General features: G+C 49.3%; 15 protein-coding genes. All 15 read left to right on the top strand.

All coding sequences use genetic code 11. The annotated features are described in order from the left end of the window. The first annotated feature begins 86 nt into the window (after nt 1-86). The 15 genes from BLS14_RS12845 to BLS14_RS12775 all read left to right on the top strand — a co-directional run bounded on the left by BLS14_RS12845 (nt 87) and on the right by BLS14_RS12775 (nt 18,198). Nucleotides 87-1,370: a vWA domain-containing protein gene (locus BLS14_RS12845; RefSeq protein ID WP_090952038.1), complete on the top strand. Its 1,284-nt coding sequence runs from the start codon at nt 87-89 to the stop codon at nt 1,368-1,370. A 20-nt stretch (nt 1,371-1,390) separates the two neighbouring features. After that, nucleotides 1,391-2,038 carry a hypothetical protein gene (locus tag BLS14_RS12840; RefSeq protein ID WP_063566907.1) on the top strand — a complete coding sequence of 216 codons (648 nt, stop codon included), beginning with the start codon at nt 1,391-1,393 and terminating at the stop codon, nt 2,036-2,038. Nucleotides 2,039-2,082: 44 nt separating this feature from the next. Continuing rightward, the gene (locus BLS14_RS12835; RefSeq protein WP_064641834.1) at nt 2,083-3,342 is read left to right on the top strand and encodes a TRAFAC clade GTPase domain-containing protein; all 1,260 of its coding nucleotides are present in this window, start codon (nt 2,083-2,085) and stop codon (nt 3,340-3,342) included. Then, entirely contained in the window at nt 3,339-6,512 is a 3,174-nt protein-coding gene (locus BLS14_RS12830; RefSeq protein ID WP_090952035.1) for a GAP1-N2 domain-containing protein, read from the top strand. Before BLS14_RS12835 ends, BLS14_RS12830 begins: the two co-directional genes overlap by 4 nt. A gap of 436 nt (nt 6,513-6,948) precedes the next feature. Continuing rightward, nucleotides 6,949-7,836, top strand: a complete 888-nt coding sequence (locus BLS14_RS12825; protein WP_063566910.1) for an ABC transporter ATP-binding protein — start codon at nt 6,949-6,951, stop codon at nt 7,834-7,836. A 90-nt stretch (nt 7,837-7,926) separates the two neighbouring features. After that, the gene (locus BLS14_RS12820; protein WP_090952032.1) at nt 7,927-8,199 is read left to right on the top strand and encodes a hypothetical protein; all 273 of its coding nucleotides are present in this window, start codon (nt 7,927-7,929) and stop codon (nt 8,197-8,199) included. Between the two features lie 187 nt (nt 8,200-8,386). Next, entirely contained in the window at nt 8,387-8,869 is a 483-nt protein-coding gene (locus BLS14_RS12815) for a glutathione peroxidase (RefSeq protein WP_090952030.1), read from the top strand. Between the two features lie 370 nt (nt 8,870-9,239). Next, entirely contained in the window at nt 9,240-10,601 is a 1,362-nt protein-coding gene (locus BLS14_RS12810; RefSeq protein WP_090952026.1) for an FAD-dependent oxidoreductase, read from the top strand. 211 nt (nt 10,602-10,812) lie between these two features. Beyond that, nucleotides 10,813-11,667, top strand: a complete 855-nt coding sequence (locus tag BLS14_RS12805) for a formate/nitrite transporter family protein (protein ID WP_072733667.1) — start codon at nt 10,813-10,815, stop codon at nt 11,665-11,667. A 95-nt stretch (nt 11,668-11,762) separates the two neighbouring features. Continuing rightward, complete coding sequence (locus BLS14_RS12800) at nt 11,763-11,945, top strand: hypothetical protein (RefSeq protein ID WP_090952023.1); 183 nt, start codon at nt 11,763-11,765, stop codon at nt 11,943-11,945. Nucleotides 11,946-12,122: 177 nt separating this feature from the next. Beyond that, complete coding sequence (locus tag BLS14_RS12795) at nt 12,123-14,186, top strand: molybdopterin-containing oxidoreductase family protein (RefSeq protein ID WP_090952021.1); 2,064 nt, start codon at nt 12,123-12,125, stop codon at nt 14,184-14,186. A 203-nt stretch (nt 14,187-14,389) separates the two neighbouring features. Next, on the top strand, nt 14,390-15,613 hold the full coding sequence (locus BLS14_RS12790) for an MFS transporter (protein WP_063566966.1): 1,224 nt from the start codon (nt 14,390-14,392) through the stop codon (nt 15,611-15,613). A 210-nt stretch (nt 15,614-15,823) separates the two neighbouring features. Then, nucleotides 15,824-16,738 carry a class I SAM-dependent methyltransferase gene (locus tag BLS14_RS12785; protein ID WP_090952018.1) on the top strand — a complete coding sequence of 305 codons (915 nt, stop codon included), beginning with the start codon at nt 15,824-15,826 and terminating at the stop codon, nt 16,736-16,738. Between the two features lie 211 nt (nt 16,739-16,949). Then, nucleotides 16,950-17,108, top strand: a complete 159-nt coding sequence (locus tag BLS14_RS32550) for a hypothetical protein (RefSeq protein ID WP_176854485.1) — start codon at nt 16,950-16,952, stop codon at nt 17,106-17,108. 25 nt (nt 17,109-17,133) lie between these two features. After that, nucleotides 17,134-18,198 (top strand): ABC transporter substrate-binding protein, encoded by a 1,065-nt coding sequence (locus BLS14_RS12775; protein WP_256336431.1) that lies wholly within the window; start codon nt 17,134-17,136, stop codon nt 18,196-18,198. Nucleotides 18,199-18,242: the final 44 nt, after the last annotated feature.

Below are 18,242 nucleotides of genomic sequence, written 5' to 3'. Positions count from 1 at the left end.
CAGTACATTATACGTTCATTTTTCATCAACCCATCTTGTATTAATTCAGCCGTTCATCGGCTGGTTTGGAAAGGATGCATGCAAACATGCAGCGAAAAATCAATCTTCTCCTGGTCCTGTTCAGCCTAATTGGCGGAGCTGTGGGCTTTGCGGCTGGAGAAATCATGCTGCGTCAGTGGCTCGGGGAAATGCCCCGTCTATTGCTGATGGGATTATACTTTGGCGTGTTGGCGCTTAGCGTGGGATTATTCTGTTTACTCGCAGAGATGATCTCGCCAAAGCTGAACGGGGCTTCCTGGAAGCTGCGATATCTGGGACTATCCTGGAAACTGCTTGTTCCGGCAACGCTGGCGCTGTTGTTTGTCGTCGGACTTGCCCTACAATTGCTCTATCAGATTAACCCAGGCGGTGTGAAGCAAGTCAAGGATATCGTGCTGATGATCGATAACTCGGGCAGTATGAGTGAGACAGACCCAGATAACGGTCGCTTTGAAGCGGCCAAAACACTGATTAGTCAAATGGAAAGCGATAAACAGGTGGCGGTGATTACCTTTGATGATCAACCCGAGCTGCTTCAGCCGTTCACCCCGTTGGACAGTGAAGCTGCCAAAAATGAGGTGTACAGCAAAATTGATGGCATCGTGACGACCTCGGGCGGAACTAATTTCGATGCAGTACTGCGGGAAGCGATGGAGCAGATTAAGGGCAAACAGGACCCGAAACGCGGAACGGTAGCGATTCTGCTATCCGATGGATTCAGTGATGCAGACACATCCGGCATTTTGTCTGAGTATGCAAATGAACAGATCGCCGTCAATACGGTGGGGCTGAGTCTGGTGGACCCTTCCGGAACCGACTTGCTGCGTCATATCGCACAGCAGACGGGCGGTATGTACTATGATGTACCAGATTCCGGTGGACTTAATCTGGCATTCCAGCAAATTTACGATACGATTGATGAACGAACGCTGGTGACCGAACGTACAGGCATGATGGAGCACAGTACGTATCTGGCTATTTTCCGAGTGGCTGCCTTACTGTTGATTGGTGTCGCACTGGGCGTGTCGCTAGGACTTGTATTTGATAACCGTCATCTCGCACTCAGTTTCGGAATTGGTGGTGCCGTGTCTGGTTTATTGGCCGGACTTCTGCTCGAATGGGGACTGGACGGATCAACGGTGGGTGATACATTTGTAAGATTCGGAGCGATGCTCATCTTATCTGGTGTGTTAACCCTGTTCAGCTGGATTATTCCGATCAAGGAGAATACACCGCGGAAGACGCGTGGGCGTCGCGATGCTGGTGGAGGAACCAATTCGGTGGAAGGATTCGGTCAGCGGGCAAGAGATTCGCGCAGCAAAGGATTTTGACGTCTGGAGGTAGGCGATAGATGCGTTTTACGGATGCAGACCCTTCAGCGCCCCTGATTCGCAGACTGACACTTGCAGTGGACGAGAGCCAGTGTACACTTCGCTGGCTCTGGCCAGAGAGCGTGGAAGCTGTATATGTTGAACGGCTGGAGCTCGATATGATGGGTGATGATCGTACCGAGGAACAGGCTGCACAGGGCAAGCTGAAGTTATACACAAAAGAAGAATATAAGGCGAGCAATGGATATATGGATCGAATCACGGGTTTTGGTGCCATCCGTTATACAGTGTATGTGTGTCAGATGCAGGAGGACGGGCCAGTTCTGGTGCGTCAGCGTGATGGAGACAACACGGTAGTTGCCAGTGCAGGCAAGGCGGATATTCGCTTTTCGATCCGATACAAGAGCGGTTTTTTTCAGAAACGAAAAAGTGTACTGATGACCGTTACAACGGAAGCACCTGTTCCGAAGGAGGCACTCTGTTATGTCCGCAAACAAGGTGGGGTTCCGTTGAATAAGGAAGATGGCACGGTGTACCCTTTTGTGAGTGATTTTGCTCCCGGGAGAAATGAGATGCCACCGGTTGAGGTAGCCAAGGACGATTACGTGAGGCTATTCTTCACGGACGGACCAAAGTATGGAGCCGCCTATAGGCTCATATCAGACTAGATAGTTAGGCTTTTTGTCTAACTGATCAGGGGAGGGGAGTGGCTATGAGCTTTTTTAGTCGGTTTTTGAAGAGACAGCAGCCTGAAGAGCGGCCGTTGTTTTACGATATCGTATGTCCGTATTGTTTCAGCAAGTTTTCACCGGAGGAGGTTGTGTTCCGTGCTGCACATCATCGCGACGACGATGAGGACTACGCACTTGGGGAAGATGCGAAGCTGAATCGATATCGCGAACGGTTTGGACTGGATACGGTGTTTGATATGGAGGCCGTGCTGGCTCCGCATGATGTACCTGAGGAACATCGCATCTATTCGGATCACATTGTGATGGGACTGAACGATCGTTACGGTGTGGTTACACGGCGCCGGCTGTGTCCACAGTGCCATAACGAGCTGCCTGTCACGGCAGGCAAAGCACCAAGCAATATCATTTCCATTATCGGGGCATCCCAGGTGGGTAAATCCGTCTACATGACTTCATTGATTCATACATTGCAGCATTACACAGCCGATCATTTTGATGCGGCCTGCATGCCGCTGAACGCGGAGATTAGCCGCCGGTTCCGTGCAGATTATGAAGAACCGCTATTCGAGCGGGGCGATCTGTTGGATTCAACGCAGAAGGAGAAGCTGCAGGAGCCGTTTATTTTCCAATTTGTATTCAAGGATGAAGATAAAGCTCCGCTGACACTGGTGTTCTTTGACGTCGCTGGTGAAGGTATGGTGGAGCAGGACTATCTGGGACTTCACGGGCAGCATATCAAGAACTCGGCAGGCATTCTGTTCATGGTGGACCCGCTTCAGATTCGTTCCATCCGGGACAAAATTCGCATCAACCTCGGCAACGAGCCAGGCGAGTGGACGCCAAGATACGATGAACCGCGTGATGTGGTGTTAACGATGTTCGGTGACTTTATCGCGTACCAGGACAAAGCCAAGACGAATATTCCGACAGCCGTTGTACTCACCAAAAGCGACATGCTGCATTCCCTCAAGGATGAAGAGGGCGATTACATCAAATCCAACAGTAATGTATTCCGCAACATGGTGCACCGCGACTGGTTTGACCTGACCGAATTCGAGAATATCGACGGGGAGATCCGGCGTTTTATCGAGAAGGTGGACCGTCCGTTCAAAGGCACGATGGATGTGTACTTTAAGGATACGGCTTACTTTGCGGTGTCTGCGCTGGGAAGCAATCCTGTGGATATGAAGCTGCAAGGTGTGGTCAGTCCAATCCGTGTCGATGAGCCATTCCTCTGGCTGCTGTACAAGCTGAAGTACATTGAGGGGAGAGTGGGATGATGCGTTCTTCCATGACCCCGCCAATTGAACAACAGCTGTACACTCGAGAGCGGCGCGGGGTGTTTCGCACAACGGAGGGGTTCGATACGGTTGCCGCATCGCCGGGACTGGACCCTTCTTTTATCAAAAAAGTGCTTCATCCCTACTGCGTCTATGACGCTCCAGCGGAGCTGACGGGCCGGAGTGAGAAGGATGAGACGAAGTTTCCCCCGTCCATTCATCTGCTGCATCTGGAGAGCGGGGAGACGATACTTGGGCAAAATGTGTACCAGTCCGTTGATTTCACCGGGCTGCGCAGCGCTTTTTTCGCCCATAACTATGTCTTGTCTCCTGAACGCTCAGAAGAGCAGATGAAGCAAGGTGGCTGGCTGGATGCTGTGTTCGCCACGTCCTATGACATCGAACAAGGTACAGTGCTGCCTGCGCTTACTGAATTGCCACGAGCAGCTGGTGTTGGACAAAGCTCTCCAAGTCAGATCTTTGCCGCTCTGAAAATGGACGAGGTGGTATTCAAACGCCTGCTCTACGCCGTCATGCAAGCTGTAGCTACACGTCGGAAGGTATACATTGCGCTAGATGTGCCCGCTGAGGAAGTTACAGCCGGAGCCAAGGGACTGCTGCGTTTGTTATATACGGCGCTGCCTTACGCGTTCCGGCGGCAGCTCGGCTTTATGACGTTTGCAAAGGAGCCGCAGGCAAAGAAAGGCATCCACCTTCAGTTTGTGGAGCGGGGTACGCTACGTCCAAAAGATCGGAATACGGAGAAGGATTTTACCTTTGATCTGGTATCGGGCAGAGTTACCCATGCAGATGCATCTGTGTCGAAGCTTCCTTATGCGGAATTCGCCTGGACCCTACTGCACGAACCTGCGGCTGCCGATTCATTTTATGCTTTTGCGGATGAGATGCTGTCCGGAATGGAGCCTGGACGGGAGCTCTCCATTGAAGCATACGGGGAACTTTCTATGTTCTATCGTCTGGAGCAGGGGATGGAAGAGTTATACCTGGATAACAAAAGCGATGTCCTAAGTGGATTGCTCACCTACTTGAAACCGGAAGGCGGAGCGCAGCAACGTTCACGCTTGAATGAGTTGTTCCTGACGTTGCTTAGTCGTGAGCTGGACAGCGTCAAACGGGAGAATGTACCTGAGGAATCAGTTGCAGCACGCATCGGGGAGTATTTTCGGGTCGCTGCGCCAGTCGTACAGTCCCGAATTGTGGATTATTTCATCTATGGCATTAATAACGCCCGTTCGCAGAAACGTATGCGTGCCGTGCAGGAACTGTACGGCTTGCTGGATCGGGACAGCCTGTTAAGCCGTGCTTTCTTCGACAAAGTGCTCGCGAACGAATCACTGACCAAACTGTTGTTTGAGCCCTATCTGGATAATCAGCTGAAACGCACGGAATCAGCCGCCGATGTTGTGGAAGTGATCCAGAGATGGATTACATCTCACCCGTCTGCCATCCACAACAGTTTCTTGCTGGAACGGACAGGAACGGAGCTGCGTGAACGTTTGTGTTCTGCGCCCAACCCTGTTCAATCTGCCAATGAGGCACTTAAGCGGGTTAGTATCTTGGATCGTGTACCAGTCGCAGGCGGCTTAGACACAGGTATTACCGCCCGGATTGGACAGTCTGGAGCTTCAGTTCGTGCTAATCGGAAAGGTGGACCTGGGTCCGCTGTCCAACCACCAGCGTATCAGGAGGATTTAACCCGGCTCGCAGATAAGCTGGCTTACGTCATTAACTTGTTTATGATTCAGGATCTCGATCTGGAGCGGGTTAACCGTGAACAGCTGTTAAGCATTGATATTTTGTTGCACGGAAACGAGGTTCGGGACTGGGCTGCTCGCCAGGGCTCAGATGTATCTGCGCGTACAAACATGATGCTGGCAGCGAGAGCATGGCTTAGCGGTGAGGGGCGTGACGAAGAGGAGCTGGAATCCCTCTCTTTGGCCGAACGTAATGAGCTCCAGCGCTGGACGCGTCGCTGGCTTGCCGGAGAGCTTCGTGATCGCCCAGATACGGCTGCATTTGAAGCACTGCCGCTGGCTTTCTATCGCGGTGGCAGCGGCAGCAACAGACTCGATTATCCAGGCCTGATTGAATTTATCTATAGTAGTTCAGGACGTACAGAAGTGTTGTATCAATTTATGGAGTGGTCAGGGAATCAACGCTTGTTTATTCGCGGCTCTAACGCACATAAGGGATACTCGGATGCAATCGTGGCCTATTTCAAGGCCCATGATCGCGAAGCTTTTAAGTCAAAGTCAGCTTTCAAACCCTATTATGCCAGAGCAAGTAAGACGATGAAGCCGGCTTACGATCGCGCCAAAACAGAGTTGTCTTCCCCGCTGGTACGCATGCTGACAGGTAAAAGGAAGAACCTTTTTCTAGGATCGGTTGTTGTCATCCTGATTATTGGTATTGCTGGAGGCACGTATGCTTTGATGAGCGATAAGGCGGAGACACCTGAGGCATCACCTCCCCCGACACAGGAGCCCGTTGTTCCTGCTGAACCGGAGGTGGAGCTCGCTGAACAGATCGCCTACCTCGTTCCTGCATCCAAAGCGGACGACGGTTCAAAGACGCCTGCCCAGTTGGTGATCCGTTACAGAGACGAAACGGACAGCAACGCTTTGCAAACGGACACTCTCCAATGGAACTTGAAAGATGGTACTACACAGAAGCTCAATGCTGAGGGTGAATGGGAGAGTTTCAACCGAAATGAGGAGCCGGATGGCGAAGGTACAGCTGGTGACAGCTCAGAGGGTACGTCTGAAGGAAGCTCAGCAGGTTCTTCTACCGATAAGGCGGACGATACTCAGCCGAGCGGAGAAGCCGAGCAAGGGGCAGATTCAGCCTCAACGGAGGACAACACTTCAGACCCAGCAGCAGGGAGCACGACGGATGCAGGTACTGGCACAGCCTCTGACACTACGGATGAAGGCACAGGACAGGGAGATGCAGACGGCACGGCTTCAGATTCGTCTCAGTCTAAGGGAACAGAATCATCTTCAGTGGAAAATCTGACTGTTGCTGAAGCAGATCGTCTGTATCCCTATGGGCACCAAGTGGAGCTTCCGGCCGATTTTAATCTAAAGGACATCGTGAGTATCCAGAGTGGAACGCTCGTGATCAACCTAGTCCCGGAACCGAAGCTCTAAGCGGCATTAATTGAATATATTATTAATGGAATACAGCCACCTCGAAGAATTTCGTAGGGGCTGTATTTTTGTTTTTGCTCAATTGATGGGGAATGACATATACAAAATGAATCAATATAGGTCTAATTTTCACAATTCGGACACATTATTAAGATGTTGGGCAAGGATGAACATACGCAAAGCGATGAAATGCACGTACACGATGAGAAAAGCTCTCACATAAAGTGCGAAAAATTTGAACGATTTCTAGTAAAACACTTCAAAAATAGCTTTCAACTATCAAGGAATTTGGTATTTACTGTTGACAAATGATAATGATTATCAGTATCTTTAGAGTATAAGATCTTGTTGCGCCGGAAATACGCTGAACTACAATTTCGTTTTCGTTGTCATAGCCGGAATACATAACCGGGATAAATGAGAGAGGGATGATCGCATGTTTCGTCTGGAGACGTCCAAGTTGGATATCGCTTATGAGGAAAGACTGATTGTTGAAGATCTGAATATTCAAATTCCCCAAGGAAAAATTACAGCACTTGTTGGAGCCAATGGTTCAGGGAAGTCTACTATCCTGAAAACGATGGCACGGATCATGAATCCAAAAGCAGGTAGTGTATTGCTCGACGGGAAGTCCATCCATAAGCAGTCCACGCGTGAAGTAGCCAAGCAGCTTGCGATTTTGCCACAAAATCCAACAGCTCCTGAAGGACTTACCGTAACCGAACTTGTGTCCTACGGACGGTTCCCATATCAAAAAGGTTTTGGTTCGATGCGTGCTGAAGACAAACGCATGATTGAATGGGCTATCGAAGTGACAGGCATGACGGAGTTCCATGATCGTCCAATCGATCAACTGTCCGGTGGACAGCGTCAACGTGCCTGGATTGCCATGGCTCTTGCACAAGAGACAGACATTCTGTTCCTGGACGAGCCAACAACGTTCCTGGATATGGCTCACCAACTTGAAGTACTGCAATTGCTGGAGCAACTGAATGCCACAGCAAACCGTACAATCGTTATGGTTGTGCATGACTTGAACCATGCTTCCCGTTATGCGCATCACATGATTGGTATTAAAAAAGGTAAAGCCATCGCTACAGGTTCACCTGTAGAGGTTATGAACTCCGATGTGCTTCGCGAAGTATTTAACATTGAAGCGGATATCGTGATTGATCCTCGTTCCGGTGTACCGCTCTGCTTGCCTTACGCCCTTGCGGGTGAACGTCAGCAATCAGCACCTCCAGAACAAGTGCTCATGAACAGTGCAATGGTTCATGCTGGAGGACGGACAGAGCAACGCGTTCGTCACGCGACAGGAAGTTAATGAAACGGGCCATATGTGGTCCTAAACTATAGAATGAAGCCGCTGTGCATTACGCACGCGGCTCATTCGCATTCTAGGAGGTCTACAGGAATGGGAGAAATCAACTACACCTGGTTACAGCAATATGGACGAATAACAACCGGGATGATCGATGAATCGGTCTTTGGCATGCCTTTGACGGCATTGAAACATCCGAAGCAGGCCAAGCTTATGCTGGAAGCTTATAATGAGCATCTTCGGGCCGATTCTCTTCGCTCAGCGGCAGTATATTTCATGCATTCGGTTCGTGGCCTGATGATTGGGGTGACGAAGGCAGAGCGGCAAGAGCGGTATGATGCTATTTTGGTTGCGAAGTCAGGCTAAAAAGGTATATGTCCATGTCGATGGACAAAATTTGATTCTACGTATGAACTTAGGCAGGGTTTAATCGCAGATTTGGTAATTGACCGCCTCAGGTCTATAATATAGAGACAGGCTGTGTGCCGCATGGTTATTCGGTACAGTACATACAGCAGCCCAACCTACATCTTACTCATGGGAGGAATCAGTCATGTCCGTATATTCGTATCAGGCGGTAACGACCGCAAATCAGGAAGTTTCACTCGATTTGTATCAAGGCAAAGTGTTGGTGATTGCCAATACAGCCAGCAAGTGTGGGCTGACTCCACAATACGGTGAATTGCAGAAGCTCTATGATCGCTATCGTGATCAAGGCTTGGTTGTATTGGGATTCCCTTGTAACCAGTTCGGAGGCCAGGAGCCGGGTACCAGTGAGGAAGCAGAATCATTCTGCCAAATCAACTATGGCGTTAATTTCCCGGTGTTTGCCAAGGTCGATGTAAATGGTGAAGATGCGCATCCATTGTTCAAGTATCTGCGTGAGCAGCAACCTGGTGTTGGCGAAGACAATAACATCCAATGGAATTTCACCAAATTCCTCGTGAATCGTGAGGGTGAAGTTGTAGGGCGTGTTGAACCAAAAGAATTCCCTGAAGCCATGACTGCAGAGATTGAAAAGCTGCTTGGCGTATAAAATAAACGAAGAAGCCTGCCTCCATATTGGAGGATAGGCTTTTTTTGATACAATTTTTTAGTGCAAATATCCTCTTCATATAAGTGTCTCCTCAGTAGTTACTACGCTTATTTTGAGCATAAACCAGCCATAAGCAGGGAAAACTGAAGTCAATGGAGATTGAGTCGATGACTCGCTTGATCGTAAATAAACCACATCCGAAAAATTTATTTTGATTAACCCCTTGCAATGTGAAAAATATCACATTATAATAAGTGTACAAAGTGAAATAAATCACATAATCAGCATTCATTTAGAAGTGAAATATTTCACAACCACAATGACGTTAAATTCAATTTTTTATTTATATACTCCAAGGGGGAACCTTATCATGAAAATCGCAGTTATCGGATGTACACATGCAGGAACCGCAGCCATCGTTAACACCGCCAAATTGTACCCGGATGCTACCATTACAGTGTATGAGCGCAATGACAACATCTCCTTCTTATCATGTGGCATTGCGCTTTATGTAGGTGGCGTGGTGAAAGATCCAGACGGATTGTTCTATTCTTCGCCAAACCAACTGGCCGAGCTCGGTGTCGTTACCAAAATGCTTCATGAAGTGACGTCAGTAGATGCTGCGGGTCACAAACTTCAGGCTAAAAACTTGAAAACAGGGGAAGAATTCGAAGATACCTTCGACAAGCTGATCGTGACCACGGGTTCATGGCCTGTCGTACCGAAGCTGGAAGGCATCGAGATGGACAACATTTTACTTTGCAAAAACTACAACCATTCCAACACGATTATTGAGAAAGCCAAGCATGCCAAACGTATTACTGTGGTAGGAGCCGGATATATCGGCATTGAGCTGGTGGAGGCTTTCCAAATGAACGGCAAGGAAGTTACACTGATCGATAGTGTGGACCGGATCTTGAACAAATATCTCGACCCCGAGTTCACGGATGCTATTGAAGAAACGTTGACTGGACACGGCATCAAGCTGGCGCTGGGCCAAACTGTTCAGAAGTTTACCGGAGAGAATGGCAAAGTGAACAAGGTCATTACATCCAAAGGAGAGTTCGATACAGACCTCGTTATTCTGTGCATTGGTTTCCGTCCAAATACCGAGCTGCTCAAAGGCCAAGTGGATATGCTGCCGAACGGTGCAATCATCGTGGATAAATATATGCAAACCAGCCAAAAAGACGTCTTCGCTGCTGGAGACAGCTGTGCAATTCATTACAACCCAACTGGCAAGGCAGCGTACATTCCACTGGCAACCAACGCAGTGCGGATGGGTACACTCGTAGCAAGGAATCTTGTTCGTCCTACGACACGTTATATGGGTACACAAGGCACATCAGGTATTAAAATTTATGAGCAAAATATTGCAGGTACAGGCTTGACGGAAGCATCTGCTGCGGATGAGGGTCTGGTCGTTGAAGCTGTAACACTTGAAGATGCTTACCGTCCAGAGTTCATGCCAACGGCAGAGAAGCTGCTGCTCAAAGTAATCTATGAACAGGCTACACGCCGCATTGTTGGTGCGCAGGTCATGTCACAAGCTGATCTGACACAGTCGATCAATACGATCTCTGTCTGCATCCAGAACAACATGACGATAGATGAGCTGGCCTTCATCGACTTCTTCTTCCAGCCACATTACAACAAACCATGGAACTTCCTGAACTCGGCGGGTCTTCAGGCGTTGCCACCAGTAGAAGTAAAAACACCAGCGATGGTATAACCATAAATATCTGAGAACTGCCGCAGTCATTCTGCGGTAGTTCTTTTTGTTTTTTCTGCATATCAAGCAAGACACAACGGAAATATTAAAATGTAGTTTTCAGACTTTGTGATAAAAGTAACAAACCTCTTGAAACCTTCGCGATACAATGAACATATCAACAAAACAGGTTGAATTATGATGTTCATGAACTGTGAAGGAGAGGATCGTTATGGCAGCAAAAACACCTCTTGAGGTTGCACAATATACGGCGCATACGGGGATGAAGAAAGCCCAAAATCCGGTGTCCTCCGTATTGATACTCAGTTTTCTGGCAGGCGCTTTTATTGCGCTTGGATTTCTGCTGGATATTCGGGTCATTGCCTCTGCTCCGGCCGAGTGGGGCAGCTTGGTTAATCTGATTGGCGCAGCAGTGTTCCCGGTAGGTTTGATATTGGTGCTGATTGGCGGTGGGGAACTGCTAACAGGCAATATGATGGCTGTTCCACTCGCGACGATTGCACGTAAACTGTCCGCAGGCAACATGTTGAAGAATCTCACCTTAGTAACGATAGGTAATTTCCTTGGGGCGATCTTTGTGGCCTATGCGTTTGGGCATGTGCTTGGTCTGACGGCAGAGGGGGCTTATTTGACCAAAGTGGTGGATATGGCTGGACACAAGCTGGACGACAGCTTCCTTCAGGCTTTTATATCCGGGATCGGGTGTAACTGGCTGGTCGCTCTCGCGGTTTGGTTGTCTTATGCATCGGATACGATGAGTGGAAAAGTATTGGGCATATGGTTCCCAACGATGGCCTTTGTAGCTATTGGATTCCAGCACGTTGTCGCCAACATGTTCCTGATTCCTGCTGCGATCTTTGAAGGGCATTATTCGTGGGGACAATACGTCATGAATTTCATTCCGGTATGGCTTGGCAACCTGACGGGAGGGGCGCTGTTTGTTGCAGCTGCTTACTGGATGGTGTACCTGCGCAAGCATGAGCCGGAAGTGAAGCCTGAGGTGGCCATGGCGGCGGCCCAGCCTGTGGAAACGGAAGCCAGACCGATGTGGAGCAAGCAGGCGTAGCGGAATTTTGCCGAGTAATTGAGTAGCGTTGTAAACGTGGTACAAGTGCGAAAACGAATGAAAAGACGAGTGCAAAGTAAACAGGAGAGGCGATTTTGATCTCGTTCAAGTCATGGCTGTCTGCTGTGATGGACGGGAGAGGAATCGCTTTTTTTAATGTAAAAATATCCACGCAAAATAAATTCGCCATGACAAGGTTCGGGGGAACGAAACCTGTTCATGGCGAATTTCGGGAGTGGTCCATGATATGGCATGAGGAGGAAGTGGGGAAACACTAGCCTAATGCCTTATTTTTAATTTACCCCTGAATTTCGAGATTGAATCAAAGGAAAAAAAGATTTTTTTGAAAAAAATTTGGAGCGGTTGTGGCGGTAAAAAAAAGACTGTTCTCTTTACGCGATTACCAGGAAGAAGATATGATATGAGGATAGCTTTGAAGGGGGAGGGACTTGTATATGATCGATCAGGAGAATGGCGTATTCCCGGCAGTTTGCCCGCTCGATTGTCCGGATACTTGCGGCCTGCTGCTTCATAAGGAGAACGGTAAGATCGTGAAGGTAGCGGGCAATCCGGACCATCCGATTACAAAAGGCGCCATCTGTAACAAAGTCCGAAATATGACGGAGCGGGTGTATCACCCCGAGCGGCTGCAATATCCGATGCGACGCATCGGAGCCAAGGGCGAAGGCCAGTTCGAGCGAATCAGTTGGGACGAAGCCATCGGCGAGATTACGGCGAGATTCAGTTCGCTGGCAGCTACCTACGGACCGGAGAGCATCCTGCCCTACAGCTTCTATGGAAACATGGGCATTCTTGGTGTGGATGGCATGGATCGTCGATTTTTCAATGCGCTAGGTGCGAGCAAGCTGGAACAGACCATCTGTAATGCAGCGGGAAATACCGGCTGGAAATATACGATGGGTGCGAACCGTGGAACATTGCCCGAGGATACAGAGCATGCGGATGTCATTCTGGTGTGGGGAGGAAACATCGTCAGCACCAATATGCATCAGGTTGTTCTGGCCGAGAAAGCTCGCAAAAGGGGCGCCCAAATCGTCGTTATTGATGTCCATCGCAATCGGACCGCCCAATGGGGAGACTGGTTCATTCCACTCTACCCCGGTACAGACAGTGCATTGGCACTCGGATTAATGCATGTATTGTTTGAGCAGGGACTGACGGATGAGGCTTTTATGCAAAAATATACCGTGGGCCATGAGGCACTGCGTGATCATGTACGCAGCTACACCCCGGAGCGCGTTGCACGCATTACAGGCGTGCCGGAGGCGGACATCGTGAAGCTGGCTGAGCTGTATGGCAACGCACAGGCAGCCCACATTCATATCGGCAATGGCCTCCAGCATCACGACAACGGTGGCATGAACGTACGCAGTGTAGCTTGTCTACCTGCCATTACAGGTCAGTGGCTGAAGCGCGGCGGTGGCGCCATTCGTACCAACAGCTACGCGAGCACGAATAGCGATGCGCTGGAGCGTCCGGAGCTGAGGCAGAACCCGGAGCCGCGCGTGGTGAACATGAACCGGATTGGCGAAGCGCTGCTGGAAGCGGAGCAGCCGATCCGGGCGTTGATGGTCTACTGCAGCAATCCACTGGTGGTGGCACCAGATACCGAGCGGGTGGAGCGAGGTTTTGCACGGGAGGATCTGTTCACGGTAGTCCATGACCTGTTCATGACGGATACGGCAAAATACGCGGATATTGTGCTACCTGCGACATCTTCATTTGAAACGACGGATCTGTATACGTCCTACTGGCATCAGTATGTTCATTTGCAAGAGCCAGTCATTGCGCCTTTGGGTGAGAGCAAGAGTAATGTTGAATTGTTCTCTTTGCTTGGACAGGCGATGGGGTATGATCCGGAGATTTTCGGTGAGACACCGGAACAGATGATCGAGGAAGCACTTCAGGGTACGGGCAATCCCTACATGAACGGAGTAACCTTAGAAGGGCTGAAGCAGCATCATTTCGTCAAGCTGGATATGTCTGCACATGACTCCTATTTGGATCAGTTGCCCACGCCTTCGGGGAAAATTGAGCTGTATTCGGAAACGATGGCACAGAAGGGATTGCCGCCGTTACCTACGTACAGTGCTCTCGTTGAGGGGTATGACGGGGAAAACCCTGCTGGACCTGCGGATGTTTATCCGCTGATGTTTCTGTCGCCGCCAAATCATAATTTCCTGAATTCCACCTTTGCCAATTCGGCCAAACATCAACGTCTGGAGAAGATGCCATTATTGCAAATGCACCCGGAGGACGCAGCCCGCAGACAGGTGGAAGACGGGGACGCTGTGGTCGTATGGAACGACCGTGGTCGGATCGAACTAACCGCCAAGGTGAATGAATCCATGCTGCCAGGAACGGTGATCAGTCAAGGCTTATGGTGGGATGGCAATGGCAAAAAACAGCGGGCGAACTCGCTCACGTCCAATCGTCTGTCCGACATGGGGAATGGGGCAACATTCTTCTCGGCCACTGTCGAAGTGAAGCGTCAATGAATGTGCTTGCAGATCGGATCTTTTCAGGTAAGATGAACAATGGATAGTTCGTAAGCAGAATGATAAAGAGCAAGATTCGGAATTCAAATTTCTAAATTCTAAATTCAAGTGGCCTTCGCTCTGGCTAATTATGCCGTCAGGGCAAGGGTCTATTTTTTATGGCAATATGCTTTTTGAAGGTACTAAGGAGAATAAACAAGATGATGAGATGGCTGGATACGTATCCAAAAGAAGTGAAAATATTTTTGCTGGCAAGTTTAGTCAATGCGACAGGCAGTGCCTTGATGTGGCCGCTGACCACGATGTATGTATTTGACGAGCTTGGACGCACGATGGCGAACGCGGGGTTTGTTATTCTGATCCAGTCGCTGGGCGGCATCTTCGGGCAACTGCTCGGCGGTGCATTGTACCACCGGGTGGGCGTCAAGAAGCTAATCATCGGATCGCTGGCGTTAAATGCCGTAGGGCTGTTTGCTCTGCCGTGGATTAGCGCGTATTGGGTTGTGTTTATATGTGCCATGGGCTGGATCGGTCTATTCAGTTCATTGTCGTTACCAGCTATTCAAGCCTTTATTGGCTTCCGGTTTGCGGAACGACGCGGGGAATTGTTCAATGTGATCTATGTCGCCAACAATATCGGTGTGGCAATTGGTACAGCGCTCAGTGGTTTTCTGGCTGACTTTTCCTATCACCTCAGCTTTGTACTGAACGGGGTGACCTCCGCCGGGTTTGCGATTTTCTTCTGGTATTATCTGTCGCGGGCAGAACCGGATCAGGGCGAAGTACATCTGACCAAACGCAAAACGGTTCCCGATGGGCCGGGCGTCTGGGCGCTGCTGGGCAACACCAGATTATATCTGTTCATGAGCCTGGGCGTGCTGTTCCTGCTGTTTGGTAATTCCATCTGGAATACGGGTGTGTCTCCATATATTATTTCCGAGGGTATGGAGAAAAGAATGTACGGTCTGCTCTGGACTCTGAACGGGGTGCTGATCTTTGTGGGACAACCCTTCACCAATTGGGTCAAGCGTACGATGGCCCGTACATCAACTGCTCAGATGACTGCAAGTGCGGTGTTCTATGGCATGGCCTACATCGTCATGATTACCATGTATAGCTATCCGGGTATGGTGCTTGCAATGGTACTGGCTACCTTTGGGGAAATGCTGATCTCACCTGCTACGCCGGCATTCATCTCAGAGCATGCCGGAAGAGCGGCACCTTTCTACATCGGGATCTCCGGTGGTATCGGTGCGGTTGGACGGGTTATCGGGCCGTATGCAATGGGGGTCATGTACGACAAACAGGGACTGATTCCTGTAGCGTGGCTGGCGACTGGCACGGCGGTTATCGCGGTGCTTGGTTTTGTACTGCATGCGGTGCTGAACCGCAATCGTGAAGTGAAGGAGTACGGATTGGACGCTTAGCTTTTTCTGATTGAGTGCTATGAGGGAGGAAGAGGACAGTTTGGAGTGGAGGGGCAAAGAAAGCCGCTTTAATCTGTCGGATCATCCCGTAGATGTAGATTGACAAAAAAATCTTTTTATGCTATAATTTACATATAAGAACATTCCGTATATACTAAGGTTCTCCAGGCCAGGGGGAATCTTATTTTTGTTTGTACGGGAGGATGAAATATGAAGCAAAATGAGTCCAGCATCACATCCTTGATTTCGGCTTTTGGCCGAGCCTACCACTGCCAGTACGATACACCTCTTATTTTCGATGATTATATAGCTAAAGAGCTTATTACTCCTCAAGAGTTTGCGGGTATTCGCGAGAATATGATTCAAGGTATCCATTTTTTTAACCCGGACATGGCTCATCTGATCAAGGACGACCCGGATGAAATACTGAGGTGGATTGTACAAACTCAGCTTGCTCCAACTCCCTTGGCACGTGCCGCATATTGCGAACGGGTGCTGCTTCATGAAGTGGCATTGGGAGGCACGCAATATGTAATACTTGGAGCCGGTCTGGATACGTTTGCGTTTCGGTATCCGGAATTAAAGGATAGGCTGAACATCATTGAAGTGGATATCCCGGTCACACAGCAATTCAAACGCAGTCGGCTGTCGTCCGCGAAACTACCTATTCCATCCAATCTGCACTTTGTGGCTATGGATTTGACCGATAAGGGCTCCCTTTCAAGGCTCGTGACTGAAGAGTTAAGCAGCGAGAAATCCTTTGTAAGTCTACTTGGCGTCTCTTTTTACTTGACCAAGGAAGACTTGTCCCGATTGTTGCAAGTGTTGTTTACGAAACTGCCTTCCGGGAGTTCAATTGTTTTTGACTACGCTGACGAACATCTTTTTGATACGAAGGGCATATCTAATCGCGTGGACCATATGATCCAGATGGCTGCGGCTGGCGGTGAGCCGATGAAATCGGGGTACGCCTATGGGAAGATGGAGGCCTTGCTGGATGAAGCAGGACTGCTTATCTATGAGCATCTGACTCCGGAGGCGATTCAGGAACAGTATTTCCAGGATCGAATCGATCATCTAAGGTCATTTGAAACGATACATTTCATTCACGCAGTTAAAAAATAAATCAATCAGAGCATGTATGGTCACCTAGACCATAATTCGGTACCCAATACCTTCGCATGGGATACAAATGTTCAGAAATCTCACTTGTTATCGTTCAATCCCATGTCAATCAACGTTCTCTCCTCTATTTGTGCATAATACTCATATAATAGAATGGATCTGGTTAAAGGCAGGAGGATGCATACGATGTACAAGGTTTTGTTGGTCGATGATGAATTTATCATATGGATGGATGCGAGCCATAGGCATGATCTGTCTTATGCTGACTCTTCCTGGCTGCGTGAACCAGTTGGATCAAAGGCCAGGCATGATTATGGAAGAAGTGCCGATTCACGCTGCGAATCGCTTGGTGGGGCGGGGAGTTTCGTAACAATGCCACCATTGACGTTATCAACTTGTATGAGAAGTTGAATCCGCATGTGAACATTGAATACGAATACAGCAGCTTCAACGAATACTGGAGAAAACTTGCCCCACATGCAGCAGGCAATGCGTTGCCCGACATTATCCAGATGGACATCTCCTATCTGTCCCAGTACAGTTCGCTGCAGCTGTTGGAAGACATGACGCCGTACATGCAGAGCGAGCTGATTGACACAACAGACATGGAGAAGGAACAGATGGAGAGTGGTAGCCTCAATGGAAAAACCTATGGTCTCAGTTTGGGTGTGAACGCCATGCTCAGCATCTATGATCCGGAAGTGTTGAAGGCTAATGATATTGAATTACCAACGGATACGTGGACATGGACGGATTTTGACCGGATGGGCGAACAATTGCTCGGGAAAGGCATCTATCTGGGAACGTATTTCACGCCGGAACAATTTTTCGCGTATTACTTGAGGCAGTATGGTTCCAAGCTGTACGCCGAGGATGGCACAAGGCTGGGGTATGAGGATGATGGGCTGTTTATTGATTACTTTGGCAGGATGCAGCAACTGGCGCAGAAGAAGCTTATTTTTGCACCGGATATCTGGACATCAGATATTGGCCAGCCTGATAACGACCCGTTCTATCTGGGAGAGGCTTTGTTTAGCTGGGGGTATTCCAACCAATTTATCAGTACCGCTCAGCGTTATGGCAAGCCGTTATCGATTGTGCCGATGCCTGGGCCAAACAGCCAAGAAGGGTTGTTCCTGAAGCCAGGCATGTTTTTCTCCATTGCGGGCAATTCCAGACATAAGGAGGAGGCTGCCAAGTTCATCAGCTTTTTCGTTAATGATCTGGATGCCAATCTGCTGCTCAAAGGCGAGCGGGGGGTGCCCGTCTCATCCCGTGTCAAAGAGCGGATGAAGCTGCTGGTTGAACCAGAGCTGGCGCAGGTGTTTGACTATGTGGATTGGGTTGCGGATCACAGCAGCCAGATGGATCCGCCTGATCCTGTAGGTGCACCCGAGGTTACTGCGGTGCTGCGTGAGTTGTATGATCTTTTGCTGTTTGGCAAAATTACGCCGGAGTAGGCGGCGAAGGAATTCCGTGAGCGGGCGAATGTCATCCTGGGTGG

The sequence above is a fragment of the Paenibacillus sp. OK060 genome (assembly GCF_900101205.1).
Classification (GTDB): Bacteria; Bacillota; Bacilli; order Paenibacillales; family Paenibacillaceae; genus Paenibacillus; species Paenibacillus marchantiae.
Note: the sequence above shows the minus strand (reverse complement) of the source record. Positions and strands in the feature narration are given on the sequence as shown.